19 protein-coding genes are annotated in these 24,142 nt (G+C 74.5%); 15 read left to right on the top strand and 4 right to left on the bottom strand.

The window, feature by feature from the left end; all coding sequences use genetic code 11:
* Positions 1-95 precede the first annotated feature (95 nt).
* Positions 96-926 carry a DUF5926 family protein gene (locus AFE02nite_RS10995; RefSeq protein WP_034245390.1) on the top strand — a complete coding sequence of 277 codons (831 nt, stop codon included), beginning with the start codon at positions 96-98 and terminating at the stop codon, positions 924-926.
* Positions 927-1,373: 447 nt separating this feature from the next.
* On the top strand, positions 1,374-2,099 hold the full coding sequence (locus AFE02nite_RS10990; protein ID WP_146819652.1) for a glycosyltransferase family 2 protein: 726 nt from the start codon (positions 1,374-1,376) through the stop codon (positions 2,097-2,099).
* Here the strand turns inward: AFE02nite_RS10990 and AFE02nite_RS10985 are convergent.
* On the bottom strand, positions 2,062-4,446 hold the full coding sequence (locus AFE02nite_RS10985; protein WP_146819634.1) for a hypothetical protein: 2,385 nt from the start codon (positions 4,444-4,446) through the stop codon (positions 2,062-2,064). The genes AFE02nite_RS10990 and AFE02nite_RS10985 overlap by 38 nt on opposite strands.
* A gap of 132 nt (positions 4,447-4,578) precedes the next feature.
* Here AFE02nite_RS10985 and pheA point away from each other — a divergent pair, with 132 nt between their 5' ends.
* A complete protein-coding gene (gene pheA / locus AFE02nite_RS10980; protein ID WP_034247386.1) occupies positions 4,579-5,529 on the top strand; it encodes a prephenate dehydratase in 951 nt (316 codons plus the stop codon).
* Between the two features lie 12 nt (positions 5,530-5,541).
* On the opposite strand, the gene AFE02nite_RS10975 is transcribed toward pheA, so the two are convergent.
* The gene (locus AFE02nite_RS10975; RefSeq protein WP_034247389.1) at positions 5,542-6,750 is read right to left on the bottom strand and encodes a diacylglycerol/lipid kinase family protein; all 1,209 of its coding nucleotides are present in this window, start codon (positions 6,748-6,750) and stop codon (positions 5,542-5,544) included.
* 84 nt (positions 6,751-6,834) lie between these two features.
* Between AFE02nite_RS10975 and serS the strand changes: the two genes are divergently transcribed.
* The 7 genes from serS to AFE02nite_RS10940 all read left to right on the top strand — a co-directional run bounded on the left by serS (position 6,835) and on the right by AFE02nite_RS10940 (position 15,013).
* Complete coding sequence (gene serS, locus AFE02nite_RS10970) at positions 6,835-8,133, top strand: serine--tRNA ligase (RefSeq protein ID WP_034247391.1); 1,299 nt, start codon at positions 6,835-6,837, stop codon at positions 8,131-8,133.
* Positions 8,130-8,948: an HAD family hydrolase gene (locus AFE02nite_RS10965; protein ID WP_034247393.1), complete on the top strand. Its 819-nt coding sequence runs from the start codon at positions 8,130-8,132 to the stop codon at positions 8,946-8,948. Before serS ends, AFE02nite_RS10965 begins: the two co-directional genes overlap by 4 nt.
* A 181-nt stretch (positions 8,949-9,129) precedes the next feature.
* A complete protein-coding gene (locus AFE02nite_RS10960) occupies positions 9,130-10,155 on the top strand; it encodes a LacI family DNA-binding transcriptional regulator (protein ID WP_034247395.1) in 1,026 nt (341 codons plus the stop codon).
* A 271-nt stretch (positions 10,156-10,426) separates the two neighbouring features.
* Complete coding sequence (locus AFE02nite_RS10955; protein ID WP_034247397.1) at positions 10,427-11,818, top strand: ABC transporter substrate-binding protein; 1,392 nt, start codon at positions 10,427-10,429, stop codon at positions 11,816-11,818.
* A 287-nt stretch (positions 11,819-12,105) separates the two neighbouring features.
* On the top strand, positions 12,106-13,065 hold the full coding sequence (locus tag AFE02nite_RS10950; RefSeq protein ID WP_052113827.1) for a carbohydrate ABC transporter permease: 960 nt from the start codon (positions 12,106-12,108) through the stop codon (positions 13,063-13,065).
* Positions 13,062-14,006 carry a carbohydrate ABC transporter permease gene (locus AFE02nite_RS10945; protein WP_034247399.1) on the top strand — a complete coding sequence of 315 codons (945 nt, stop codon included), beginning with the start codon at positions 13,062-13,064 and terminating at the stop codon, positions 14,004-14,006. Before AFE02nite_RS10950 ends, AFE02nite_RS10945 begins: the two co-directional genes overlap by 4 nt.
* 110 nt (positions 14,007-14,116) lie before the next feature.
* Positions 14,117-15,013: an EamA family transporter gene (locus AFE02nite_RS10940; RefSeq protein ID WP_261765581.1), complete on the top strand. Its 897-nt coding sequence runs from the start codon at positions 14,117-14,119 to the stop codon at positions 15,011-15,013.
* Positions 15,014-15,073: 60 nt separating this feature from the next.
* Here the strand turns inward: AFE02nite_RS10940 and AFE02nite_RS10935 are convergent, their stop codons facing one another.
* Positions 15,074-15,574 carry a bacterial proteasome activator family protein gene (locus AFE02nite_RS10935; RefSeq protein ID WP_146819633.1) on the bottom strand — a complete coding sequence of 167 codons (501 nt, stop codon included), beginning with the start codon at positions 15,572-15,574 and terminating at the stop codon, positions 15,074-15,076.
* Between the two features lie 48 nt (positions 15,575-15,622).
* On the opposite strand from AFE02nite_RS10935, the gene AFE02nite_RS10930 reads away from it, so the two are divergent.
* A complete protein-coding gene (locus tag AFE02nite_RS10930) occupies positions 15,623-16,855 on the top strand; it encodes an AGE family epimerase/isomerase (RefSeq protein ID WP_034248398.1) in 1,233 nt (410 codons plus the stop codon).
* A 7-nt stretch (positions 16,856-16,862) separates the two neighbouring features.
* On the opposite strand, the gene AFE02nite_RS10925 is transcribed toward AFE02nite_RS10930, so the two are convergent.
* Positions 16,863-17,840 carry an NAD(P)H-quinone oxidoreductase gene (locus AFE02nite_RS10925; RefSeq protein ID WP_034248400.1) on the bottom strand — a complete coding sequence of 326 codons (978 nt, stop codon included), beginning with the start codon at positions 17,838-17,840 and terminating at the stop codon, positions 16,863-16,865.
* Between the two features lie 192 nt (positions 17,841-18,032).
* On the opposite strand from AFE02nite_RS10925, the gene AFE02nite_RS10920 reads away from it, so the two are divergent.
* Genes AFE02nite_RS10920 through AFE02nite_RS10905 form a run of 4 tightly spaced genes read left to right on the top strand, consistent with a single transcriptional unit; the run spans position 18,033 to position 24,072 of the window.
* Entirely contained in the window at positions 18,033-22,553 is a 4,521-nt protein-coding gene (locus AFE02nite_RS10920; RefSeq protein ID WP_186814539.1) for a sensor histidine kinase, read from the top strand.
* Positions 22,554-22,599: 46 nt separating this feature from the next.
* The gene (locus AFE02nite_RS10915; RefSeq protein WP_034248133.1) at positions 22,600-23,046 is read left to right on the top strand and encodes a roadblock/LC7 domain-containing protein; all 447 of its coding nucleotides are present in this window, start codon (positions 22,600-22,602) and stop codon (positions 23,044-23,046) included.
* Between the two features lie 35 nt (positions 23,047-23,081).
* Positions 23,082-23,483, top strand: a complete 402-nt coding sequence (locus AFE02nite_RS10910; RefSeq protein ID WP_034248140.1) for a DUF742 domain-containing protein — start codon at positions 23,082-23,084, stop codon at positions 23,481-23,483.
* Complete coding sequence (locus AFE02nite_RS10905) at positions 23,464-24,072, top strand: GTP-binding protein (protein ID WP_034248131.1); 609 nt, start codon at positions 23,464-23,466, stop codon at positions 24,070-24,072. Before AFE02nite_RS10910 ends, AFE02nite_RS10905 begins: the two co-directional genes overlap by 20 nt.
* Positions 24,073-24,142: the final 70 nt, after the last annotated feature.

Below are 24,142 nucleotides of genomic sequence, written 5' to 3'. Positions count from 1 at the left end.
TCCTTGCACCGAGCACCTGCCCGGCTCCATGGCTGCGGACCACCGCGACCGCCACAGGTGGGGGACGCGACCGGCGACCGGTACCCTCGCTGCCCATGGCGAGGACTGAGTTCGTGCTGCGTCCGTTCGAGGGTCTGCCCGGCGAGCCCGACTGGGTGGCGATGCGGGAGGTGGTCCCCGCCGCGTCCGCGACGGCGAGGACGACCAAGGCCCACGGCGCCAAGGACGTCATGGTGGTCACGCTGCTGCCGGGCGCGTGGCCGGCGATCCACCGCGCCGACGGCGTGGTCCTGCTGGCGCTCCAGCAGAACGCCGGCTCCGGGGACGCCTCGCGCGACCTGGCGGACCTGCTGCTGCGCGCGATGGCGCTCGAGCCGGGCACCGCCATCCGCAGCGCGACGCCGCCGGCCGACGCCGACGGGCCGCGCCTGCAGGACGTGCTGGACCTGACCGTCCCGTTCACCGTCACGGTGCACGACGCCTTCGACTTCTGGGGCCTGGAGGGCAGCGACCTGGAGGCCGACGCCGTCGCGACGGCCGACGCGCTCGACATGGTGCCCACCCGACGGCTCACCTCCGTCGAGCACGCGTACTGGACCCGCATGGGCGGCCGCGAGTACATCCGCTGGGCGCAGCCGCACGACGAGGAGGCGTTCATGGACGCCCTCGCCCGGCTGCACGCCCGCCGCGAGTCCGGTCTGGGCGACGGCGGCGCGCAGGGCCGCTTCATCGGAGCGTTCCGCTCGTGCGGCCTCGTGGTCCCGGTGTGGGAGCTCGAGCCCGGCCTGGCCGACGACCGCATCGAGGAGCTCATGGGCGCCCTCGCCGGCCGCCTGGACGGTGCGCTCGCGGTCGACGGGCCCCTCGACGCGAACGCCCGCCGGGCCCGCGCGGGTCTCGTCGCGCGGCAGCTCACGCTCCGCTGACGCGCCGCCGGCATCCCGCCGGCACCCTGCCCGCACCCTGCCCGCACCCTGCCCACACCTGCCCACACGAGGGGACGCGAGCCGCGCGTCCCCGCCGCGGCCTGCGCCGATGACCGTCCGTTGACCAGGTCGTGGCGCCCGGATGATGCACCCCTACGTTCCGGATAGGGTGTGCGTGTGGCCAGGTCACGCCGCTCGGAGCAGCCCGCCGACGGCGGCGCGCCCGCTCCCGGCACGACGGAGCCCGGCACGACAGAGCCCGAGGGCTCGGCCGACGCCCCGGCCACGGCGGCCGACCCCACCGGCGACGCCAACAGCGCCGCACCCGACGCGGACGCGAGCCCGGACGCCGCCGCTTCCCCTGCGACCCCGGCGGCCCCCGCGAGCCCCGCGCGTCGTGCACCGCGTGCCCGGCGCGCCCGGAGCAGCAAGCCGGCCCCGCAGCGCGTGGCCGTCGTGATCCCGGCGAAGGACGAGTCCCGCCGCATCGCCGCCACCGTCCGCGCCGCGCGCGCGATCCCCCACGTGGACCTCGTGCTCGTCGTCGACGACGGCAGCGAGGACGCGACCCAGCACGTCGCGCGCGAGGCGGGCGCCGTCGTCGTGCGGCACTCGCACAACCGCGGCAAGGCGGCCGCGATGGAGACGGGCGCCGCCGTGGTCGCGATGCGCGACGTCGAGGACGGCCCGGCCCGCCTCCTGCTCTTCATCGACGGCGACCTCGCGGAGTCCGCGGTCAACACCGCCCCGCTGGTGCCGCCGGTGCTCGAGGGCGAGGCGGACGCCACGATCGCCCTGCTCCCGCCGCAGCCGGGCGCGGGCGGCCGCGGCATCGTCGTCGGGCTCGCCCGGCGGTCGATCCAGTCGATGACCGGCTGGACGCCCACGCAGCCGCTGTCGGGCATGCGCTGCGTGACGCGCGAGGCGTTCGAGGCGGCCACGCCGCTCGCGCGCGGCTGGGGCGTCGAGACAGGTATGACGATCGACCTGCTCACCAAGGGCTTCCGGATCCGCGAGGTGCCGTGCGACCTGCGGCACCGGCCGTCGGGCTCGGACTTCCGCGGGCAGCTGCACCGCGCGGCCCAGTACCGCGACGTGCTCATCGCCGTGAACGCCCGGCGGGCCCGGCGGCTCGTCAGGCGGGAGTCTCGTCCGGCTCCGGCCGAGGACTGACCCCCGCGCGCGCCTCCGCGAGGCGCAGCTGGGCGGCCGCGGCCACGAGGCACGGCACGACGACGGCGAGCCCGGTCGCCGGCACGACGATGCCCGAGTCGTTGATGAGGAAGCCGATGCCGAGCGCCACGGCGACGCCCGCGATGCCCGCTCCCAGGAGCGGGACCGCGCGGCCGAGGCCCGAGAGGGGCCCGTCGCCGTCCGCGAGCGCGCCGACGGCGTCGCCCTCCGCGCGCCGCGCCCGACGCCGCCACGGGAACGGCCCGAGCAGCACGAGCACGGTGACGATCGTGCCGCCGAGCGCGAGCACCAGGTAGCGCCAGTAGGTCAGCACGCGCAGCTGCACGGCGACCTTGCGGGACACCACCTGCCAGAGCTGGCCGTCCATGACGGTCGCGAAGAACCGGCCCAGGTGCGTGCGGTCCGCGGCCGGGCGCAGCCAGTCGAGCCAGGCGAAGCCGACCACCACGGCGCCCGCGACGAGCGCGACGAGCAGGAGCGGCTTCCACCGCACCCGCCGCCCGCTCACCACCGTGGCCAGCACGGCGAAGCCGAGGATGATCCCGGGCGGTCCGCCGAAGTCGCTGCCGAGCCCGGGGGCGCCGTCGACCACCGTGACGACCAGCCCGATGGCGACGACCAGCCACGTGGCGAGGGTGCGTCGCCCGCGGCTGACGAGCGGCTGGGCGACGGCCGTCGCGGCGAGGATGCCCGCCGCGGCCACCAGGGCGAACGCCTGGTTGCCCATGCCGTAGAAGCGCGCCGCCTGGATCCGGTGCGAGCCCATCGGGGCGTCGATGAACAGCGGCGACCCGAGCATGGTGTCGACGAGCAGCACCGCGACCGTGACCCCGGCCACCACGCCCGCCGGCCCGAGCAGGTTCCGGCGCCACGGCCCGGCGAGCGCGGCCGCGGTGATGACCGCCATCCACGCCAGGACCGCCCACCAGAACGCCCAGGTGGGCGACGACGCCCGCCACCACGGCACGACGCCCGCCAGGTACGACGCGACCGGTGCGGAGCCGAGCGCGAGCGAGACCACCGCGAGCACGCGCAGCGCGGGACGCAGCGGGGCCCGGTCGGCGCGTCCCCGCGCCGCGCGGCGCCCGAGCAGCAGCGCGGCCGCGACGAAGAGCACCGCCTCGGCCATGACCAGCCGCGTCAGGTAGGAGCTGGCGAGCCGCGTCACCTGGCGCGCCTCGACCGCGATGTCCTGGACCAGCGCCACCCGCTCCGTGGCCGTCGCCGGACCGCCCGTCCGGACGATCGGTGCGCCCGACGCCGCCGCCGGCTGCGGCAGCCCGAGGAGCTCCAGGAGCGTGGAGGTCACGTCGGTGGTCTGGACCAGCCCGTCCTGGCGCGTGGAGCCGGACGTGAGCAGGCCGCCCGCGTAGGTGCCGCCGTCGGGCGCGGGGCCGGTGGCCGCGGCCAGCTGCAGCCGCGCGCGACCGGAGTCCGCGATCGAGACGACCAGGACCGTCGCGTCGCTCGCGCGGGTCGCGCGCAGGACCGCCTCGACCCGCTCGTCGACGAGCCGCACCTGCTCGGCGCGCGTGGGCTCGACGAAGATGTCGAGGCCGCTCGGGTCGTGCGAGGGCTCGTCGCCGGGGAGGTCCGCCGCGTCGCCGTCGGTGTCACCCGGCGTCGTCGCGGCCCGGCTGCGGGTGGCGTTGCCGGCGTCGCGGATCGCGCCGGCGTCCACGATCACCAGCGCGGAGGTCTGCAGCGCCTCGCGGACCGCCACGCCGAGGTCGCGGGGCAGGACGGGGCGCGGCTGGGCGGTCCCGGCGGGCAGGCCGTCGGCGTCGGCCAGGGCGAGCGCCGCCCCCGGCCCGATGGCGGTCGCGGTCACCCCACCCGCCGTGATGGCGTCGCCGAGCAGGCCGGGCCGGGCGCCGTAGGGCTGCTCGGCGGCCGCGGCGCGGTAGTCGGCCCAGCCGGGGACCTCGCCGCTCTCGCCCGGGTCGCGCAGCGTCCGGCACGTGCGGTCCGGGACGTCGAGGTCGGCCAGGCGCGCCCCGGCGCCGACGGCGAGCCAGCCGTCGGCCGGGCAGGCCGTGCTCGACACGCTGCGGGCGGCGACCAGGCCGAGCGTCGCGCTCCGGGACATGTCCCACAGCGCGGGCGTGGAGAGCGTCTGGACGTCGTCCCAGCGCAGCCCGGTCACGCCCACGAGGACCACGGGCGCCGCGGGGCGCGCGGCGGCGTCGTCGTCGGCTGCGGCCCCGACGGCCCCGGCGGCGGCGGACGCCGTGACGCCCAGGGCGGCCATCCCCGCGAGGACGACCGCGGCCGCGGCCCGGGTCACCCGGCGCAGGCGGCGCGCGAGCGGACGGGACGGGGGCACCCGACCAGGGTAGGGCGCACTACGCTCGAGCGGCGGCGGGGAACGTGACGAGCCGGCCACGGCCTGGTGGAGGACCGGTGTGCGCGCGGGCGCGCCCGGCGGGTGGACTGAGCAGTCCGGCGAGGAGGACGCATGACGGGCGACGAGCGGCCGCGCTACGCCTACCTGGGCCCGGCCGGGACGTTCACCGAGGCCGCGCTGCGCCAGGTGGTGGGCCCCGACGAGGCCGCCTACCTGCCGCAGGTCGACGTGGTGTCCGCGATCGAGGCGGTCCGGCACGGCGAGGCCGAGTTCGCGGTGGTCGCGATCGAGAACTCCGTCGAGGGCGGCGTCACGGCGGTCCTGGACACCCTGGCCACCGGCGACCCGCTGGTGATCCAGCGCGAGATGCTCGTGCCGGTGTCCTTCACGCTCGCCGCGCGCCCGGGCACGACGATGGCCGACGTCGCGCGCATCTCCGCCCACCCGCACGCCTGGGCGCAGTGCCGCCGCTGGCTGCGGGCCAACCTGCCCGGCGTCGTGCACGTGCCCGCGACGTCGAACACCGCGCCCGCCGCGCTGCTCGCCGGCACCGACGAGAAGCTGGCGTTCGACGCCGCGCTCATCCCGCCGGCCGCGCTCGAGCACTACGCCCTCGAGGCCCTGGCCACCGACGTCGCGGACAGCTCGCGCGCGGTGACGCGCTTCGTCGTCGTCGGGACGCCGGGGGAGGTGCCGCCGCCCACGGGCGCGGACAAGACGACGCTCGTCGTGCACCTGCCGAGCAACCAGGCCGGCGCGCTGATGGAGATGCTCGAGCAGCTGTCGACGCGCGGGGTGAACCTCTCGCGCATCGAGTCCCGCCCGATCGGCGACGCCCTCGGCCGGTACTCGTTCTCGATGGACGTCGAGGGGCACATCGCCGAGGAGCGCGTGGCCGAGGCGTTCATGGGCCTGCACCGGGTGTGCCCGCACGTGCGGTTCATGGGCTCCTACCCGCGTGTCGACGAGCCGCACGACGGCGTCCGCCCGGGCACGCTCGACGCGGACTTCCACGCCGCGCGGGCCTGGGTCACGGCGCTGCGCGAGGGCCAGGCGACCTGACGGTCGGTCCGGTCAGGGGGCGGCGGGGGCCGCGGGATCGGCCACGCGGACCCGGAGCGCGAGCGGGTCGACGCGCGCGGCCACCTCGAACGCGCGGCCGATGATGTCGCCGTCCACCTGGATCTGCTGCGCGTCCCGCGTGCGCACCCGCACCTCCCGGCTGCGGGCGTGGTCGATGCGGCCGGCCTTGTTGGGCAGCCGGGTGCGGACGCCGAACCGCTGCAGCGCGACCTCGCCGAACAGCTGCGTCCAGCCGAGCAGCCCCACGCGCGTGTCGATGGCGGCGACGTCGAGCCAGCCGTCGTCGAGGACGGCGTCGGGGAGCAGGACGACGCCGCCGGGGAGCTTGCCGCAGTTGCCGATGAGCACGCTGCGCAGCCGGACGTTGAACCACGGCGAGTCGTCCAGGGACATCTGCAGGCGCAGGCGGCGGGCGTGCAGGTGCTTGACGCCGGCCACGAAGTAGGCGATCCAGCCGACCTTCGCCTTGAGCTCCTCGTCGGCGTCGGCGACCATCGCCGCGTCGAAGCCGAGGCCGGCGATGACCAGGAAGATGTGGTCCCGGGCCGGCTCCCGCGTGTCGGGCGGGGTCTCCTGCGGGGCGACCGCGTGCGGGTCGGCCTCCGCGATGTCGTCGCTCACCTGGGCCTCGTCGCGGACCACGGTCAGCCAGCCGACGTCGATCGGCCGCTCCGTGCCGGTGAGCGCGATCCGCAGCAGCGCGTCCACGTCCCCGAGCGGCAGGTCGAGGTTGCGCGCCAGCAGGTTGCCCGTGCCCTGCGGCACCAGGCCCATGGCGACGTCGGTGCCGGCCACGCCCTCCGCGACCGCGCGGACCGTGCCGTCACCGCCGACCGCGACGACGAGCTGCGCTCCGCGGGCGATCGCCTCGCGCGTCTGCCCGACGCCCGGGTCCTCCGCGGTCGTCTCGAACCACATCGGCTCCGGCAGGTAGCGGGCCGCGCAGGCCTGCACGGCGGCGTCGCGCAGCGCGGGCACCCCCGGCTTGGTCGGGTTGGCGACGAAGGCCACGAGCGTGTGCGCGGCGTCGGTCTGGTCCGTGGCGGCGGTGCCCCGGCTGCCGGGCGCGCCGATGGCGGGCGGGATCGGGATGCCGCGGCCGCGCAGGGCGCGCCGGTTCGCGAGCGCGATCCACAGGGCGCCGGCCGCGAGCAGCAGCGCGACCGTCGATGCGACGGCCACCCAGCCCACCCACGACATGTCGCTCACGGTACGGCCCGTGGCGGCATGGCACACCCCGATTGAGCGCGACGCGCGCCCGCGGTGGCTCGATACCCTCAGGGGGTGATCGACCTGCGCATCCTCCGTGCCGAGCCCGAGACCGTCCGCGCGAGCCAGCGTCTGCGTGGTGACGACGTGTCGCTGGTCGACGCGGCCCTCGCGCTGGACGAGCGCCGACGCGCGGCGCTGACCCGCTTCGAGACGCTGCGGGCGGAGCAGAAGAGCATCGGGCGCGGCGTCGCGAAGGCGGCCGGCGACGAGAAGGCGGCGCTCCTGGCGCGCGCGAAGACGCTGGCGGACGAGGTCAAGGCCGCCCAGGCCGACGCCGACGCCGCGGCCGTCGAGCTCGACGAGGTGACGATGCGGATCGGCAACCTCGTCATCGACGGCGTGCCCGCGGGCGGCGAGGACGACTACGTGGTGCTCCGGCACGTCGGCACGCCGCGGGACTTCGCCGCCGAGTACGGCCCCGACTTCGCGGTCCGCGACCACCTGGACCTGGGCGAGCTGCTCGGCGCGATCGACACCGAGCGGGGCGCGAAGGTCTCGGGGGCGCGGTTCTACTTCCTCCTGGGCGTGGGGGCCCGGCTCGAGCTCGCGCTGCTGACCGCGGCGCAGAACATGGCCGTCGAGGCGGGCTTCGTGCCCGTCGTGACGCCGACGCTGGTCAAGCCGGAGATCATGCGCGGCACCGGGTTCCTCGGCGCGCACGCTGACGAGATCTACCGCGTGGACGCGGACGACATGTACCTGGTGGGCACGTCGGAGGTCGCGCTCGCGGGCATGCACGCAGACGAGATCCTCGACCTGTCGACCGCGCCGCGCCGCTACGCGGGCTGGTCGACGTGCTACCGCCGCGAGGCGGGCTCGTACGGTAAGGACACCCGCGGCATCATCCGCGTGCACCAGTTCAACAAGGTCGAGCTCTTCACCTACACGAGCGTCGACGACGCCGAGGCCGAGCACGAGCGCCTGCTCGCCCTCGAGGAGCGCATGCTCCAGCTCGTCGAGCTGCCGTACCGGGTCATCGACGTGGCGGCGGGCGACCTCGGCTCGAGCGCCGCCCGCAAGTACGACTGCGAGGCGTGGCTGCCCAGCCAGCAGCGCTACCTGGAGCTGACCTCGACCTCGAACTGCACCACCTTCCAGGCGCGCCGCCTCGGCATCCGCGAGCGGACGGCGTCGGGCGAGACGCGGACCGCGGCCACGCTCAACGGCACGATGGCGACCACGCGCTGGCTCGTCGCGATGCTCGAGAACCACCAGCAGGCGGACGGCTCGGTGCACGTGCCGGCGGGGCTGCGGCCGTACCTCGGTGGCCTCGAGGTGCTCACGCCGGTCGACGCGGGCGGGCGGGCGTGACCGAAGCGGGGCGGGCCGACGGACGGTACCTCGTCGCCGTCGACGTCGACGGCACCCTGATGCGCTGGGACGGCACCATCTCCGACGCCGTCCTCGACGCCGTGGCGGCGGTGCGCGACGCCGGTCACCACGTGGTGGTCGCCACCGGGCGGTCGGTCATCTCGGCCGGACCGGTGGCGCAGCGGCTGGGCCTGACGTCCGGGCCCGCCGTGTGCTCGAACGGCGCGGTGACGGTCCGGATGGACCCGACCGCGGAGGCGGGCTACGAGGTGATCGAGACGATCACGTTCGACCCCGGTCCCGCGCTGCGGCTGATCCGCACCGAGCTGCCCGACGCCGCGTACGGCGTCGAGGAGGTGGGCCGCGGCTTCTACGTGACCAAGCCCTTCCCGCCGGGGGAGATCGAGGGCCGGCACGTGCAGGTGACCTTCGAGGAGCTCTGCGAGCTGCCCGCGACGCGCGTCGTCATCCGCAGCCCGGAGCACACCAAGGAGCAGTTCCACGAGATCGTCGCCCGGCTCGGCCTGCACGAGGTCTCGTACACGGTCGGCTGGGTGGCGTGGCTCGACCTGAACCCCAAGGGCGTGTCGAAGGCCACCGGGCTGGAGGCCGTGCGCCGGCACCTCGGCGTGGACCCGAGCCGCACGATCGCCATCGGGGACGGGCACAACGACCTGGAGATGCTCCGCTGGGCCGCGCGCGGCGTGGCGATGGGCGACGCCGACGCCGTCGTGCGCGAGGCCGCCGACGAGGTGACCGGGGGCGTGCTGGAGGACGGCGCGGCCCCGGTGCTGCGGGGCCTGCTGACGACCTGACGGCGAGTGGACTCCGGACCCCGCCCCACCTCGAGTGGAACAGAGGTGGAGCACGACGTTCCACTCGGTCGGGATCCACGACACTTCCGTTCCACCCGATGGGGGTGGGGGACTCGCCGAGCGGGTGAGGTCCGTGCGCCGGGTGGACCCGTCGCGGTCGGCAGGGGCACAATCGGCGGCCATGGTCCCTGGCATCGAGGACGTGGCCCGGGTCGCGGGAGTCTCGACCGCGACGGTGTCGCGTGCACTCCGGGGGCTCCCGAACGTCAACGCCCTCACCCGGGCCCGCGTCCGCGAGGTCGCCGCCGAGCTCGGGTACGTGGCCTCGCCGTCGGCCGTGAGCCTCGCCTCGGGGCGCACCCGGACCATCGGCCTGATCAGCCCGCGCATCCGCCGCTGGTTCTTCGCCAACGTCATCGAGGGCGCCGAGCGGACCCTGCGGGAGCGGGGCTTCGACGTGCTGCTGTACACGTTCAACGCCGACCTGCCGAGCTCGCGCGCGGCCGTGGACCCCGAGGTGCTGCGGCGCCGCGTGGACGGCGTGCTCGTCGTCGGGCTGCCGCTCGCGCCCGAGGAGATGGACGCGCTGCGGGCGCTCGGGCAGCCGCTGGTCTGCATCGGCTGGGGCGGCTACGGGCAGGTCACCGTGCGGCTGGACGACCGCGGCACGGCCGAGGCGGCGACGCAGCACCTCATCGCGCTGGGGCACACGCGCATCGCGCACATCACGGGGGCGCCCGAGGACATCGCGCCCTGGTCCCCGCCGGTCGAGCGGGCGGGCGGCTACCGGGCGGCGATGACGGAGGCCGGCCTGCCGGTCGACCCGGCACTCGAGGCGCACGGGAACTTCGACGTCGCCGGCGGGCGCGCGGCCACGCGCGACCTCCTCGACCGGGCGCCGGACGTCACGGCGATCTTCGCGGCGTCGGACGAGATGGCGATGGGCGCGATCCTCGCCCTGCGCGACGCCGGCCGGCGCGTGCCGGAGGACGTCTCGGTGATCGGCATCGACGGGCACGACCTGGGCGAGCTGGTCGGCCTGACGACGATGGCGCAGCCCGCGGACGAGCAGGGCGCGGCCGCCGCGCAGATCGTGCTGGACATGATCGCGGGGGCGGCGCCGCCGCCCGAGCTCGTCTACCCGACGGTGCTCGTGGAGCGCGGCTCCACCGGCCCGGCGCCGTCGGCGCCGCGCGCCGTGGACTGAACGCGCGCTGCCGTCGTTTGCAGGACGCGCGGCCCTTGCTGGGAGCGTATCCACGTGACCGGTCAAGCGCTCCGCCCCTGGTCAGGGGCTTGCGCGTGTCACCTCGGCCTTCGGCGTGGGCTGTGACGCAATCGTGACCTGATCGGAACGGCAATGCGGCCCCACAGCCTTGCCGCGAGCCGCTGCAAGCGCTTGCATAGGGGGGCATGCACCGGCCGGCGTCCCGCCGAGGCCGGACCGTGGGGGATCACCACGACGATGTGGAGGACGAATGCGAAGCAACACCAGACGAAACCGCGCGATCGCGGTCGTCGGCGGGCTGAGCCTGGCGCTGACGCTGGCCGCCTGTACGGCACCGCCGGACGACGAGGACGAGCCCACCGCCGGTGGTGACGACGGCGGCAGCGAGGTCGCGGAGGGTTGCGAGGCCTTTGCCGACTACGGCGACCTCAGCGGCACGACCGTGACGGTCTACACCTCCATCACGTCGCCGGAGGACCAGCCGCACATCGACTCCTACAAGCCGTTCGAGGAGTGCACCGGCGCGACCATCGAGTACGAGGGTTCGCGTGAGTTCGAGGCCCAGCTGCCCGTCCGCATCCAGGCCGGCGACCCGCCGGACATCGCGTACATCCCGCAGCCCGGTCTGCTCGCGACGATCGTCCGCGACAACCCCGACGCCGTCGTGCCCGTGGGCGAGATGGCCGAGGCCAACGTCGACGAGTACTACGACCCGGCGTGGAAGGGCTACGGCTCGATCGACGGCACGTACTACGCCACCCCGCTCGGCGCGAACGTGAAGTCGTTCGTGTGGTACTCGCCGAGCATGTTCGCCGACGCCGGCTACGAGATCCCGGAGACCTGGGACGAGCTGATCGCGCTGAGCGACCAGATCGTCGCCGACGGCGGCAAGCCGTGGTGCGCCGGCATCGAGTCCGGTGAGGCCACCGGTTGGCCGGCCACCGACTGGCTCGAGGACGTCATGCTCCGCACCGCGGGCCCCGACGTCTACGACCAGTGGGTCAGCCACGAGATCCCGTTCAACGACCCGGCCGTGGCCGACGCCCTCGAGACCGTCGGCTCGATCCTGAAGAACCCGGACTACGTCAACGCCGGCATCGGCGACGTGCGCTCCATCGCGTCGACGCCGTTCACCGACGCGGGCTTCCCGATCCTCGACGGCCAGTGCTGGATGCACCGCCAGGCGTCGTTCTACGCGGCGAACTGGGAGTCGGCTCGTGAGGGCGTGACCGTGGCCGAGGACGGCGACGTGTTCGCGTTCTACTTCCCGTCGATGGACCCGGACACGCGTCCGGTCCTCGGTGGTGGCGAGTTCGTCGCCGCCTTCTCCGACCGCCCCGAGGTCGCGGCCTTCCAGGCCTACCTCGTGAGCCCGGAGTGGAACAACGCCAAGATCGAGGCCACGGGTCCCGGTTGGGTCAGCGCGAACAGCGGTCAGGACACCTCGCTGTACGCGTCCCCGATCGACAAGCTCTCGGCCGAGCTCCTGGCCGACCCGAACACCGTCTTCCGGTTCGACGCGTCGGACCTGATGCCGGGTGAGGTCGGTGCGGCGTCCTTCTGGACCGAGATGACGAACTGGATCGCCAGCGACAAGAGCAACCAGGAAGTCCTCGACGCGATCGAGGCCTCCTGGCCGTGATCTAGTCGGAATGCAGCAGGGGCCTGCCGGAAGCGGCAGGCCCCTGCTGTGCCAGGCGACATCGCCCGCAGCGCGACCGCAGATCGGACGCGCCGCCACGGGGGCTGGTGTCGAGGGGGCGTTCGCAGCAGTCTTGATCCGGGATGTCGGACGACGAGGTCCGGCCCCGGCCGACGGAGGTGGCAGTGGAGTTCATCGAGAACATCGGCGCCTGGATCGGCTACCTGTGGGACCCGGTCCGCGAGTTCCTGCTCGAGGCCGACAACCCCGCCCAGAAGCTCGTCCTCATGGTCATCGCCATCGTGCTGTTCGTGGTGGTGATGGGCGGCATCCTGCTCGCCGTCGACAAGCCCAAGAAGGTCCCGCGCTGGGTGGTGACCTCCGCGTTCGCGGGCCCGGCGCTGCTGGCGATGGCGTTCGGCCTGGTCTACCCGGCCATCCGGACCATCTACACCTCGTTCTTCCTGCGCAACAGTGACGAGTACATCGGCCTCGACAACTACGTCACCGCGTTCACGCAGAACGAGTTCCAGATCGTGCTCCGCAACACCGCGATCTGGGTGATCCTCGTCCCGATCCTGTCCACGTTCATCGGCCTCGTCTACGCGGTCGTCGTGGACCGGAGCCGGTTCGAGAAGATCGCCAAGGCCCTCATCTTCCTGCCGATGGCCATCTCGATGGTCGGCGCGGGCATCATCTGGCGGTTCATGTACGAGTTCCGTGACCCGCTGCGGGACGCGAACGGCAATCCCACCACCGAGCAGACGGGCCTGATCAACCAGGTCCTCGTCGCGGTGGGGCTGGACCCGAAGCAGTTCCTGCTCGACGCCCCGGAGAACACGCTCTTCCTCATCATCGTGCTCGTCTGGATCCAGGCGGGCTTCGCGATGACGATCCTCGCCGCGGCGATCCGCGCCATCCCGGACGACATCATCGAGGCCGGCAAGCTCGACGGCCTGCAGGGGGTGTCGATGTTCCGGTACATCACCGTGCCGAGCATCCGGCCCGCCCTGGTCGTCGTCCTGACCACCATCGCGATGGGCACGCTGAAGGTCTTCGACATCGTCCGCACCATGACGAGCGGCAACTTCGAGACGTCGGTCGTGGCGAACGAGTTCTACGTCCAGTCGTTCCGCGCGCAGAACGCGGGGATGGGCGCCGCGCTCGCGGTGATCCTCTTCGTCCTCGTCATCCCGATCGTCATCTACAACGTGCGGCAGATGCGGATCTCGGAGGCGATTCGATGACCACCACACCGACCCCGCCGCAGTCCGTCGCCGCGGCGCAGCCCGGAGAGGTCCCGGTCCCGACCGTCGGCAAGGGCGAGGGCCCGATGGCCCGCCGGGCCCGGATGGCCAAGAAGCGCCTGAGCTCCCCGTGGGCGTCCGGCATCGCGATCATCCTGGCCGTGCTGTGGACCATCCCGACGTTCGGCCTGTTCGTGACGTCGTTCCGGCCGTCGGAGGACATCCGCGCGAACGGCTGGTGGAACGTCGTCACCAACCCGGACTTCACGCTGGACAACTACCAGGCCGCGCTCGGCGACGGGAACATGATCGAGTACTTCGTGAACTCGGTCGCGATCACGCTGCCGGCCGTCTTCATCCCGATCTCGATCGCGCTGCTCGCGGCCTACGCGTTCGCGTGGATCGACTTCAAGGGCCGTGACGCGCTGTTCGTCGCGGTCTTCGCGCTCCAGATCGTGCCCATCCAGATCACGATGATCCCGCTGCTCAGCCAGTACGTGGACTGGGGTCTGGCGGGCAGCTTCTGGACGGTGTGGCTGTCGCACTCGATCTTCGCGCTGCCACTGGCCATCTTCCTGCTGCACAACTTCATGAAGGACATCCCGCCGTCGCTCGTCGAGGCCGCGCGCGTCGACGGTGCCGGGCACGTGAAGATCTTCTTCCGGGTGCTCCTGCCGATCCTGACCCCGGCGATCGCCGCCTTCGGCATCTACCAGTTCCTCTGGGTCTGGAACGACCTGCTCGTCGCCCTCGTCTTCGCCCCCGGCACCCAGGTGCGACCGCTGACGGTCGCCATCGCCGAGCTGGCGGGCACCCGTGGGCAGACGTGGCACCTGCTGTCCGCCGGCGCCTTCATCATGATGATCGTCCCGGTCATCGTGTTCCTGTCGCTGCAGCGCTACTTCGTCCGAGGCATGTTGGCCGGTTCGGTCAAGGGCTGAGGGGGGCGGTGGTCGCGGGGTCTCGGGGAGGTGGCCCCCGAGGCCCCGCGGTCGCGTCCGGCCGAGCACGCCTGGCGGCCGCGGCGCGGACGCGGCCCTAGCCTTGGCCGGTGACCACGCTGGGCCGGCTCGTCGGGCGGACGCCCGCGCCGGCCCTGTTCGTCGTCTCGGGCCTGGGGCAGTACGTGGGCGCGGCGCTCGCCGTCGGGCTCTTCGCGACGCTGCCCGCGGCCGGGGTGGGCTGGGCGCGGATCGCCGCAGCCGCCGTCGTGCTCCTGGCGTGGCGCCGGCCCTGGCGGATGGCGTGGAGCCGGCGCGAGCTCGGCGCGGCGGTCGCGTTCGGCGTGGTCCTCGCGCTGATGAACGTGACCTTCTACCTGGCGATCGAGCGGCTGCCGCTGGGCACGGCCGTGGCGATCGAGTTCATGGGGCCCGTCACGGTGGCCGTCCTCACCGGCGCAGGCCGGCGCGAGCGGGTCGGCGTCGCGCTGGCGGCCTCGGGCGTCGTGCTGCTCGCGGGGGTGACGCTGGTCGAGGGGGCCGACGCCGCCCTCGGGCTCGCCTTCATCGCCGCCGCGGGGGCGTGCTGGGGCGGGTACATCGTGCTCGGCCGGCGCGTCGCGCTGGCCGGCGACGGCGTCACCCGGCTCTCCGTCGCGATGGCGGCCGGCGCCGTCGTGCTCGCGCCCGTGCTGGCCGGCCTGGGCGCGCCCGCGTTCGGGCAGTGGCGGACGGCGCTGCTCGTCGTCGGGGTCGCCGTGCTGTCCTCGGTGATCCCGTACGCCGTGGAGCAGGTGGTGCTGCCGCGCGTGTCGGCGGCCGCGTTCGCCGTCCTGCTGGCGCTGCTCCCGGCGAGCGCCGCCGTCGTCGGTGCGGTGGCGCTGCACCAGCTGCCCGGCCCGGCCGACGCCGTCGGGCTGGTCCTCGTGTCCGTGGCCATCGCGCTGACCTCGCGCCGCGACCCCGCGCCCGCGGACGCGCCGCCCGGCGCCACCGACGGCGCCTGACGCGCCCGAGGCATCCGACGCGCTCGACGCGCCGCAGCGGCCGCTCCAGGGACTGGGCCGCTACAGGTACTGGCCCGGGGCCTTCGGGTTCTCCTCGTCATGGGCCAGGTGTCCCTGCACGATGACGCCCGGCGGCAGTGCGCGGCGCATCTGGGCGAGCTGTGCCTGGGTGCTCATCTGCTGGGCGAGCAGCGCTGTCTGCAGGCCGTGGAAGAGGCCCTCCAGCCAGCCCACGAGCTGCGCCTGGGCGATCCGCAGCTCGGCGTCGCTCGGCTGCCCCTCGTCCGAGAACGGGAGCGTGATCCGGCGGAGCTCCTCGACCAGGTCCGGCGAGAGCCCGTCCTCGAGCTCGCGCAGCGACCGCTCGTGGACCTCCGCCAGGCGGCCGCGCGCGGCGTCGTCGAGGGGCGCGGAGCGCACCTCCTCGAGCAGCTGCTTGATCATCGTGCCGATGCGCATGATCTTCGCCGGCTGGCCGATCATGCTCGCCGGGTCGGACGGGTCGACGGCCCCCTCGGCCGGTGCCTCGGCGGGGATCTCCTGGGGTTCGCGGTCCGTCATGCCTCCATCATGACGCCCCCACCGCCCGCCGCCGGTAGCGTGCCGCGCATGGCGTGGATGGGCTCGCCCGCGCACCGGCGCTGGCTCGAGCAGGAGACGGACCGGCTGCTCGCGTTCGCCCGCGCGTCGCGCGTCGACGACGGCTTCGGCTGGCTGCGCGACGACGGCACGGTGGACGACGCGCGGGCGACCGAGCTCTACGTCACCTGCCGGATGACGCACGTGTTCGCGCTCGGCGACCTTCTGGGCAGGCCGGGCTCGGGCCCCCTCGCCGACCACGGCGTCGCGGCGCTCACGGGGGCCTTCCACGACGGCGAGCACGGCGGCTGGTTCTCCTCCCGGACGCCCGACGGGCCCGCCGACGACGGCAAGGCGGCCTACGCGCACGCGTTCGTGGTGCTGGCCGCGTCGAGCGCGGCGGCCGCGGGTCGGCCCGGCGCGCGCGAGCTCCTCGACGACGCGCTCGCCGTCTCCCTGCGGTACTTCTGGGAGGAGGACGCCGGGATGGTCCGCGAGTCGTGGGACCGGGCGTTCACCCGGGAGGAGGCCTACCGCGGCGTCAACGCGAACATGCACACGGTCGAGGCGTACCTCGCCGCCGCGGACGTCACGGGCGACGACGCCTGGCTGACCCGCGCCCTGCGGATCACCGAGCGGGTGGTGCACGGGTTCGCGCGCGAGCACGACTGGCGTCTGCCGGAGCACTTCGACCCGTCCTGGCAGCCGCTGCTCGACCACCACAAGGACGTGCCGGCCCACCCCTTCCGGCCGTACGGCGTGACGATCGGGCACCTGCTCGAGTGGTCCCGGCTGACGCTGCACCTGCGGGCCGCCCTCGAGCTGCGCGGTCGCGCCGCGCCGGCCTGGATGCTGCCCGACGCCGTCGCGCTCGCCCGGGTGGCCGTGCGCGACGGCTGGCACGCCGACGGCGCGTCCGGCTTCGTGTACACGGTCGGCTTCGACGGGCGGCCGGTGGTGCGCGAGCGGATGCACTGGGTGCTGTGCGAGGGCATCGGTGCGGCCGCCGCGCTGGCGACGGCGACCGGCGACCCGGCGTACGAGGACTGGTACCGCCGCTGGTGGGACGAGGCGGCCGCGCACGTCATCGACCCCGTGGGCGGTTCCTGGTGGCACGAGCTCGACGCCGATCACCGCGTCTCGCGCACCGTCTGGTCCGGCAAGCCGGACGTCTACCACGCGCTCCAGGCCACGCTGATCCCGCGCCTGCCCCTGGCCCCCACGCTGGCCACGGCCGTTGCCGAGGGCCTCCTGGCCGACTGACGCCGCCTCAGGGCACGAGCAGGAGCTTGCCGAAGACGGCGCCCGACTCCAGCAGCTCGTGCGCCCGCCGGCCCTCCGCCAGCGGGATCCGCTCGTGGACCACCGGCCGCACCGCGCCCGACGCGACCATCGGCCACACGTGCTCGCGGACGGCCGTGACGATCGCCGCCTTCTCCGCGGTCGGACGGGCGCGCAGCGTCGCCGCGTGCACGCTCGCGCGGCGGGCCATCAGCGCGCCCAGGTCCAGCTCCGCGCGTCGGCCCTTCTGCAGGCCGATCACCTCGAGCCGGCCCCCGACGGCGAGCGCCGCCACGTTCTGCTCGAGGTAGGCCGCGCCGACCATGTCCAGCACGACGTCCGCGCCCCGACCCTGCGTCGCCTCGCGCACCGCCTCGACGAAGTCCTCGCCGCGGTGGTCCACGACGACGTCGGCGCCCAGCTCGGCGCAGCGACGAGCCCGCTCCGGTCCACCCGCCGTCGCGACGACCCGCGCGCCGAGCGCCGCGGCGACCTGGATCGCCGTCGTGCCGATGCCGCCCGAGCCGCCGTGCACCAGGACGGTCTCACCGGCCCGCAGCCCGGCGCTCATGACCAGCGTCGCCCACACCGTGCACGCCGCCTCCGGGAGCGCGGCGGCGTCGGGCAGGGGGAGGGCGGCCGGTGCCGGCAGGACCAGCGCGGAGGTCACGACCACCTGCTCGGCGTACCCCCCGCCGTCGAGCAGCGCCGCGACGCGGTCCCCGGGAGACCACGGCGCCGCGGGGCCGGCGGCGAGCACCGTGCCGGACACCTCGAGGCCCGGCCAGGCCGGCGCGCCCGGCGGCGGCGGGTAGCGGCCCTCGCGCTGGTGGACGTCCGCCCGGTTCACCCCGGCGGCCGCCACTTCGATCACGACGTCGTCCCCGGAGGGGGTCTCAGGACCCTGTTCTTCGCGCACCTGGAGCACTTCGGGGCCACCGATACCGGTAAATCCGAGAACACGCATGGCCACGAGTGTTGCAGGCGGGTGAAAAAGGGCGGATATCGTGTGCGGGATCGACCTCGATGCCCGAACGGCCTAATGCCGGGCGATGTGTGCGCCGATGCTGATCCAACGGTGGCGGCCGACGTGGACGCGACCGGGATCCAGCACGGTGTGCGGCGGATGCGCAGCCTCCGCACAGTGAAGGAGACGCCAATGCTTCGCAGGTTGGGCATTCGGGGCAAGGTCCTCGCGGCCCTGTCCGTGCCCGTGCTCGTCCTCTTCGGCCTGGCAGGTCTCGTCTCCTGGCAGGCCGTGCAGGACGTGCGCTCCAGCCGGGCGGTGCAGGACGTCCTCTCCGCTGTCGAGCAGTCCCGCCTCCTCGCGGGCGCGCTCCAGGAGGAGCGGTCGGTCACGCTCCAGGTCATGGGTCCCCTCGCGAGCCAGGCGACGGCCAGCACGGAGGACGTCCGGTCCGACGTCGACACCGCGGCCAGCCGCTTCCGCACCGCGACCAGCAAGGTCCAGTTCGACGTCCTCGACCCGACCGTCAAGGCGGCGTTCGACCGGATCATCGGCACGCTCGGCATCCTCGACTCCGCGCGGAAGTTCGCCGACGGCGGTCAGGTCGCCGCGTCGGTCATCCAGCAGCAGTACGACTCCGTCGTCGGCGCCGTCACCGAGTTCCCCGTCGACCTGGCGCAGGGCCTCACGGACCGGCAGCTCGCCGTCATCGTCTCCACGCAGGGCGAGCTCGACGGCCTCATGGAGGCCTACCAGCGCGAGCTCGTGCTCGGCCGCGAGACGCTCGCCGGCGTGCACGCGGGCCAGCCCGACACCGCCGCGCTGAACCTCCTCGCCGAGACGATCAACGAGAACAACGACCTGCGCAACGACGTCGCCGGCTCGCTCAACACGCTCGACCTCGACACCGACTACCAGATCCCCGAGTCGATCCTGGTCACGGCCGCCGCCCAGGACTTCGGGAACTACCGACGCACGATGAGCCGCCTCGACGCGGCCGGCGTCGCCCAGGTCGCCGTCGCCCTCACCATCCTGCCGACCGACTGGGTCGCCGGCGCCGAGAACGAGCTCGACGACCTCAACGACACCGCGCGCGAGGTCGCGAACCTCGCCGAGTCGCGGTCGGCCGCCGTCGCCAACGCCGCTCTCCGCGAGGCGGCGCTGTCCATCTCCGTCACCGCCCTCGCGGTGATCCTGTCCGTCGTCATCGCGCTGTCCATCGCCCGCGCGATCGTCCGCCCGGTCCGCCGCCTGACGGAGGCCGCAGGCACCGTCCGCGACGAGCTGCCGCACCTGGTCGAGCAGGTCGCCATCCCGGGCCAAGGCCCGGACCTGCGGCTGACGAAGATCCCGATCGAGTCCCGCGACGAGATCGGCCGCCTGGCCGCCGCGTTCAACGAGGTGAACCAGACGACCATCGAGGTCGCCCAGGAGCAGGCCGCCCTGCGCGCGTCCATCGCCGAGATGTTCGTCAACGTGGCCCGCCGCGACCAGGTCCTCCTCAACCGGCAGCTGTCCTTCATCGACGCGCTCGAGCGCTCGGAGGAGGACCCGAAGACGCTGGCCGACCTGTTCCGGCTGGACCACCTCGCCACCCGTATGCGCCGCAACAGCGAGTCGCTCCTGGTCCTGGCGGGCATCGACACCGGCCGCCGGCTCCGTGAGCCGCTGCCGACCTCCGACGTGATCCGCACCGCGTCGTCCGAGATCGAGCACTACGAGCGCATCCAGCTCGAGCTCCCGGTCGACCCGCTGATGCTCGGCCACACCGCCCTGCCGACCGCGCACATGCTCGCGGAGATCCTCGAGAACGCGACGGTGTTCTCCGACCCGGGCACGCCGGTGCACGTCTCGACGGGCATCGACGAGACGGCCGTCATCATCACGATCCAGGACCAGGGCCTCGGCATGACGCCCGAGGAGCTCAACCAGGCCAACGCGCGCCTGGAGACTTCGTCCGCGAGCGACGTGCTCGGCGCCCAGCGCCTCGGCCTCTACGTCGTCGGCCGCATCGCGGCGCGCCTCGGCGCGTCGGTGAGCATGAGCACGGGCCCGGACGGCAAGGGCACGCTCGTCACGGTCCGCATGCCGCTGGTCCTGTTCGTCAACCCCGGCGCCATCCCCATCACGCCGCCCACGGCCCCCCCGGCCCGGGTGGAGGGGTTCGTGCTGCCGGAGGAGGCGGCTGCCGTCGTGCACGAGTCGGCCTACGCCCCGGTGCCCGACGCCGTCCAGGACGTCGCGGCGGGCGCGCTCGGGTCGGTCGAGAACCCGGCCCAGGCGGTCGACCTCGCCGCCCTCGTCGAGGGCACCACCGAGACCGGCCTGCCGAAGCGCCGGTCGCACACCGACGCCGCACCGACGTGGGACATGTCCGCGGGCAACGCGGCCGCCGCCTCGGCCATCCCGCTCGCGCCGAGCCCCGACGCGCTCGCCGACGCCGCCAGGGCCGGCAGCGACGAGGTGTGGCAGCCGCCGGTGATCCAGGCGTCGACGCCGCTCAGCCCGCGCCGTCGGACGGAGGAGGAACCGCCGGCCGCCCCCGTCGCCCCCGCCGCCCCGTCCGGACTGCCGCAGCGCCAGCGCACGGCCCCCGCCACGGGTGGCGTCCCGGCCGCCCCGACGACGGCCGGTCAGCCCCCGGTCCCGCAGTCGAGCGTCGGCGCCGCGACGTCGTCCGGCCTGCCCACGCGCCGTCCCGCCGCGCCCGTCGGGCCTCCGGCCCGCGAGGCCGTCGACACGGCGAGCGCGAGCGGCCCGACCAACGTCGAGGGCCGCACGGCGATGTTCGCGGGCTTCCGGTCCCGCCGCGCCGAGCTGGCCGCCGCCGCCGTGCACGAGGCCGGCGAGGGCGAGGACGACCTCGGGCGTACCGACGCCGTCGAGCGCCTCGCCGCGGCTGCGACGGGTGCCGCAGCGTTCTTCCAGCGCCCCGCCGCCGGCGACGAGACCGATCAGGACTCGGTCGGCCTCGGCGACGAGCCGATGGTCATCCCGACCCTCGTCGACGACGACGACCAGTACGGGGACGCCGCGTTCGCCCCGGCCGCGCTCGAGCCCGTCGCGGAGGTCCCGACGCCGACCGTCCGCTCGGCCGACGAGGTCCCCTTCGAGGTCTTCACCGCGGCGCCCGCCCCGGCGTGGCCGCCCGCCGCCCCCGAGCCGACCGCCCCGGTCGTCCAGGCGAGCCCGTGGGCGCCGAGCGTCCCGGAGCCTGCCGCTCCGGCCGCGGAGACCCCGTGGGCCCCGATGATGGCGGAGCCCGCCGTCGCCGCGCCGGTCGAGGAGACCCCGTGGGTGCCGACGATGGCGGAGCCCGCCGCGCCGGTCGCGGAGACGCCGTGGGCGCCGATGATGGCGGAGCCTGCCGTCGCCGCGCCGGTCGCGGAGACGCCGTGGGCGCCGAGCGCACCGGCGGCCGAGGCCACCCCGTGGCAGCCCGCCGCCGCCCAGCCGATCGAGGCGGAGAACCCGTGGGCCGCCGTCGTCGCCGCCGCGCAGGCCACCGCGCCCGCCGTCCCGGCTCCCGCTGCCCCGGCTGCCCCGGCTGCCCCGGCCTGGGGCGCGACGTCGTCCGCCCCGGTCGACGCCGCACCGACGCTGCCCCCGTACGCCACGCCGACGACCGTCGACTTCGCCGAGCTGGTGCACGGCCCGACGCGGCGCAGCCTGCGCGAGCAGGGCCACAAGCGGCGCTGGTTCCGCCGCTCGCGTGGCGCGGCCGCCGCCGAGGCGGTCCCGGTCGCCCCGATCCCCGCGCCCGCCGTGCCGACCTTCGACTCCGGCGCCGTCGCCCCGGTCGCCCCGGCCCCGCTGGCCCCGGCTGCCGCTGCCGCGCCCGCCGCGGACTTCTCGGTCTTCGCGCCGACCCCGAAGCCCTCGTACGAGCCGCCGGCCGTCGCCGAGCCGGTCCGCCAGTCGGCCTGGGGTGCGCCCACCACGGGCTCGCACGCCGTCGTCGAGCCGCCCGCGGCCATGGCACCGATGGAGCCCGCGACGCCGTCGTGGACCGAGCCCGTCGCCGCGTCGCCGTGGGCCCCGGCCCCGGCGCAGGAGGCCCCCGTCGCCGAGGCCTGGGCGCCCGCCCCGGCTGCTCCGGCGCCCGCCCCGGCCGCTCCGGCGCCCGCCCCCGAGCCCGCCGGCTGGCAGCCCGCACCAGCGCCCGCACGGCCCACCGACGCGTGGCCGCAGGCGCCCGCCACACCGGCGGCGCTGCCGTCGCGCGGCGTCCCGGCGGCCGCGACGCCGCCTGCCACCCCGGCGCCCGCGCCGGCTGTGTACGGCGGACCGCAGACCTTCACGCCGCAGCCGATGTTCGGCTTCGACGAGGAGATGACGAGCATGCTGGCCCAGCGTGCGGACATCGCCGAGCAGGCGCTGGCCGAGCTGAACCAGCTGTCGACCTACCGCCCGCAGGCGGTCTCGGGGTCGTCCTCGTCGAAGCTCCAGCGCCGCACACCCACCGCGGTCCCCGCCGCTCCGGCCATCACCACCTCGGCGTCGCCGAGGCCGGCCCGCGACGCGAACCAGGTGCGCTCCCTCCTCTCCAGCTTCCAGTCGGGCACGTCCCGCGGTCGGGAGCTCTCGGGCAACGGAGCCCAGCAGACCACCGGCGAGAACGGCCACGCCGGTAGCACGGACGGTCCGGACGGGCGGGGCGAGCCCGTTCCGATCCCGGACACCGACCCGTCCACGCGGGAAGCCTCATGGTGACCTCGCCCCCCACGCACCACCAGGCCGGACGTCAGTAGGAGGACACGTGACATCGATCAGCTCAGAAGCCGCCAACTTCGGTTGGCTGCTCGACAACTTCGTCAGGACGGTGCCAGGCACCCGACACACCCTCGTGGTGTCGGCCGACGGCCTTCTCATGGCCATGTCGGACAACCTGGACCGCACGAGCGGTGACCAGCTCGCCGCCATCGTCGCGGGGCTCTCGAGCCTGACCCGCGGCGCCGCACGTCAGCTCCAGGCCGGGGACGTCCGGCAGGCCATCGTGGAGATGGACGAGCTGTTCCTGTTCCTCATGAGCGTCTCCAACGGCTCGGTGCTGGCCGTCGTCGCGGACACCACGTGCGACGTCGGTCTCATCGGGTACGAGATGGCGATGCTCGTGTCGCGGACCGAGACCACGCTCACCCCGCAGCTCGTCACCGAGATGCGCGGGAACCTCCCCATCGACGGTTCGGTCCGAGCGGTCGGGTGACCACCTCCATGGCCACCAACGAGCCCTTCGGGGGGATGCACCGGGTCTCCGGCGCGCACTCGGAGGACGGGGTCGAGTACGAGGCTCGCACCGTCCGCCCGTACGCCGTGACCGGTGGCCGCGTTCGTGCCGCCAACTCCGACCTCCCGTTGGAGGCGCTCGTCGAGGCGCTCCCGGGAGCGGTGAACGGTCAGGGCCTGCCGCCCGAGAAGCGCGCCATCCTTCAGCACGCAGCCCACACGTTCGTGTCCGTCGCCGAGCTGTCCGCCCTGTTGCGGCTGCCCCTCGGCGTCGTGCGCATCCTGGTCACGGACCTGGCCGAGAGCCAGCACATCCGGGTCCACACCTCCACGCCGGTCAGTGTCCACACCGGCCAGTCCCCCGCCCTGTCCCTGAGCGTGCTGGAGAGTGTTCTCAATGGCATTTCAGCCCTCTGACACCGCCGTGACCGACCGCAGCACAGTCCCAGCCGGCGTGGTTCCCACCGCCGTCAAGATCGTCGTTGCCGGCGGGTTCGCGGTCGGCAAGACGACCTTCATCGGCTCGATCTCCGACATCGAGCCGCTCAACACCGAAGCTGCCATGACGGAGCACTCGGTCGGGATCGACAACGCGGGTGGCGTGAGCGACCGCAAGACGACCACGACCGTCGCCATGGACTTCGGTCGCATCGCGCTCCCGGGCGCTCTGTGGCTGTACCTGTTCGGCACGCCCGGCCAGGACCGCTTCCTCTTCATGTGGGACGACCTCGTGCGGGGCGCCATCGGCGCCGTCGTGCTGGTCGACACGGAGCGTCTGGACCAGTGCTTCCCGGCCGTCGACTACTTCGAGTCGCGTGGCATCCCGTTCGTCGTGGCAGTGAACTGCTTCGACGGCGTGGCTCGGCACCAGCTCGACGACGTCCGCGAGGCCCTCTCGGTCCCGGCGCACGTGCCCCTCATGTACACCGACGCGCGCTCGCGGGCTGCCACCAAGCAGACCCTCATCGCGCTCGTGCAGCTCGCGATGGAGCGGCTGCGCGGCTGACCGCGTCACGGCCGCCCGCGACGGCGCCGACGGGGACCGTCCTCCCCCCGTCGGCGCCGTCGTCGTGCAC

It is taken from the genome of Actinotalea fermentans (assembly GCF_007991475.1).
Classification (GTDB): Bacteria; Actinomycetota; Actinomycetes; order Actinomycetales; family Cellulomonadaceae; genus Actinotalea; species Actinotalea fermentans.
The sequence above is the reverse complement of the archived record's forward strand: the minus strand, read 5'-3'. Positions and strand labels throughout refer to the sequence as shown.

What these genes read in the sequence shown, in the direction of transcription:
- AFE02nite_RS10995 (WP_034245390.1), top strand. Translation starts at nt 96, where the DNA reads ATGGCGAGGACTGAGTTCGTGCTGCGTCCGTTCGAGGGTCTGCCCGGC.
- pheA (WP_034247386.1), top strand. Translation starts at nt 4,579, where the DNA reads ATGACGGGCGACGAGCGGCCGCGCTACGCCTACCTGGGCCCGGCCGGG.
- AFE02nite_RS10975 (WP_034247389.1), bottom strand. Translation starts at nt 6,750, where the DNA reads ATGTCGTGGGTGGGCTGGGTGGCCGTCGCATCGACGGTCGCGCTGCTG.
- AFE02nite_RS10960 (WP_034247395.1), top strand. Translation starts at nt 9,130, where the DNA reads ATGGTCCCTGGCATCGAGGACGTGGCCCGGGTCGCGGGAGTCTCGACC.
- AFE02nite_RS10955 (WP_034247397.1), top strand. Translation starts at nt 10,427, where the DNA reads ATGCGAAGCAACACCAGACGAAACCGCGCGATCGCGGTCGTCGGCGGG.
- AFE02nite_RS10950 (WP_052113827.1), top strand. Translation starts at nt 12,106, where the DNA reads ATGGTCATCGCCATCGTGCTGTTCGTGGTGGTGATGGGCGGCATCCTG.
- AFE02nite_RS10945 (WP_034247399.1), top strand. Translation starts at nt 13,062, where the DNA reads ATGACCACCACACCGACCCCGCCGCAGTCCGTCGCCGCGGCGCAGCCC.
- AFE02nite_RS10935 (WP_146819633.1), bottom strand. Translation starts at nt 15,574, where the DNA reads ATGACGGACCGCGAACCCCAGGAGATCCCCGCCGAGGCACCGGCCGAG.
- AFE02nite_RS10930 (WP_034248398.1), top strand. Translation starts at nt 15,623, where the DNA reads ATGGCGTGGATGGGCTCGCCCGCGCACCGGCGCTGGCTCGAGCAGGAG.
- AFE02nite_RS10925 (WP_034248400.1), bottom strand. Translation starts at nt 17,840, where the DNA reads ATGCGTGTTCTCGGATTTACCGGTATCGGTGGCCCCGAAGTGCTCCAG.
- AFE02nite_RS10920 (WP_186814539.1), top strand. Translation starts at nt 18,033, where the DNA reads ATGCTTCGCAGGTTGGGCATTCGGGGCAAGGTCCTCGCGGCCCTGTCC.
- AFE02nite_RS10910 (WP_034248140.1), top strand. Translation starts at nt 23,082, where the DNA reads ATGCACCGGGTCTCCGGCGCGCACTCGGAGGACGGGGTCGAGTACGAG.
- AFE02nite_RS10905 (WP_034248131.1), top strand. Translation starts at nt 23,464, where the DNA reads ATGGCATTTCAGCCCTCTGACACCGCCGTGACCGACCGCAGCACAGTC.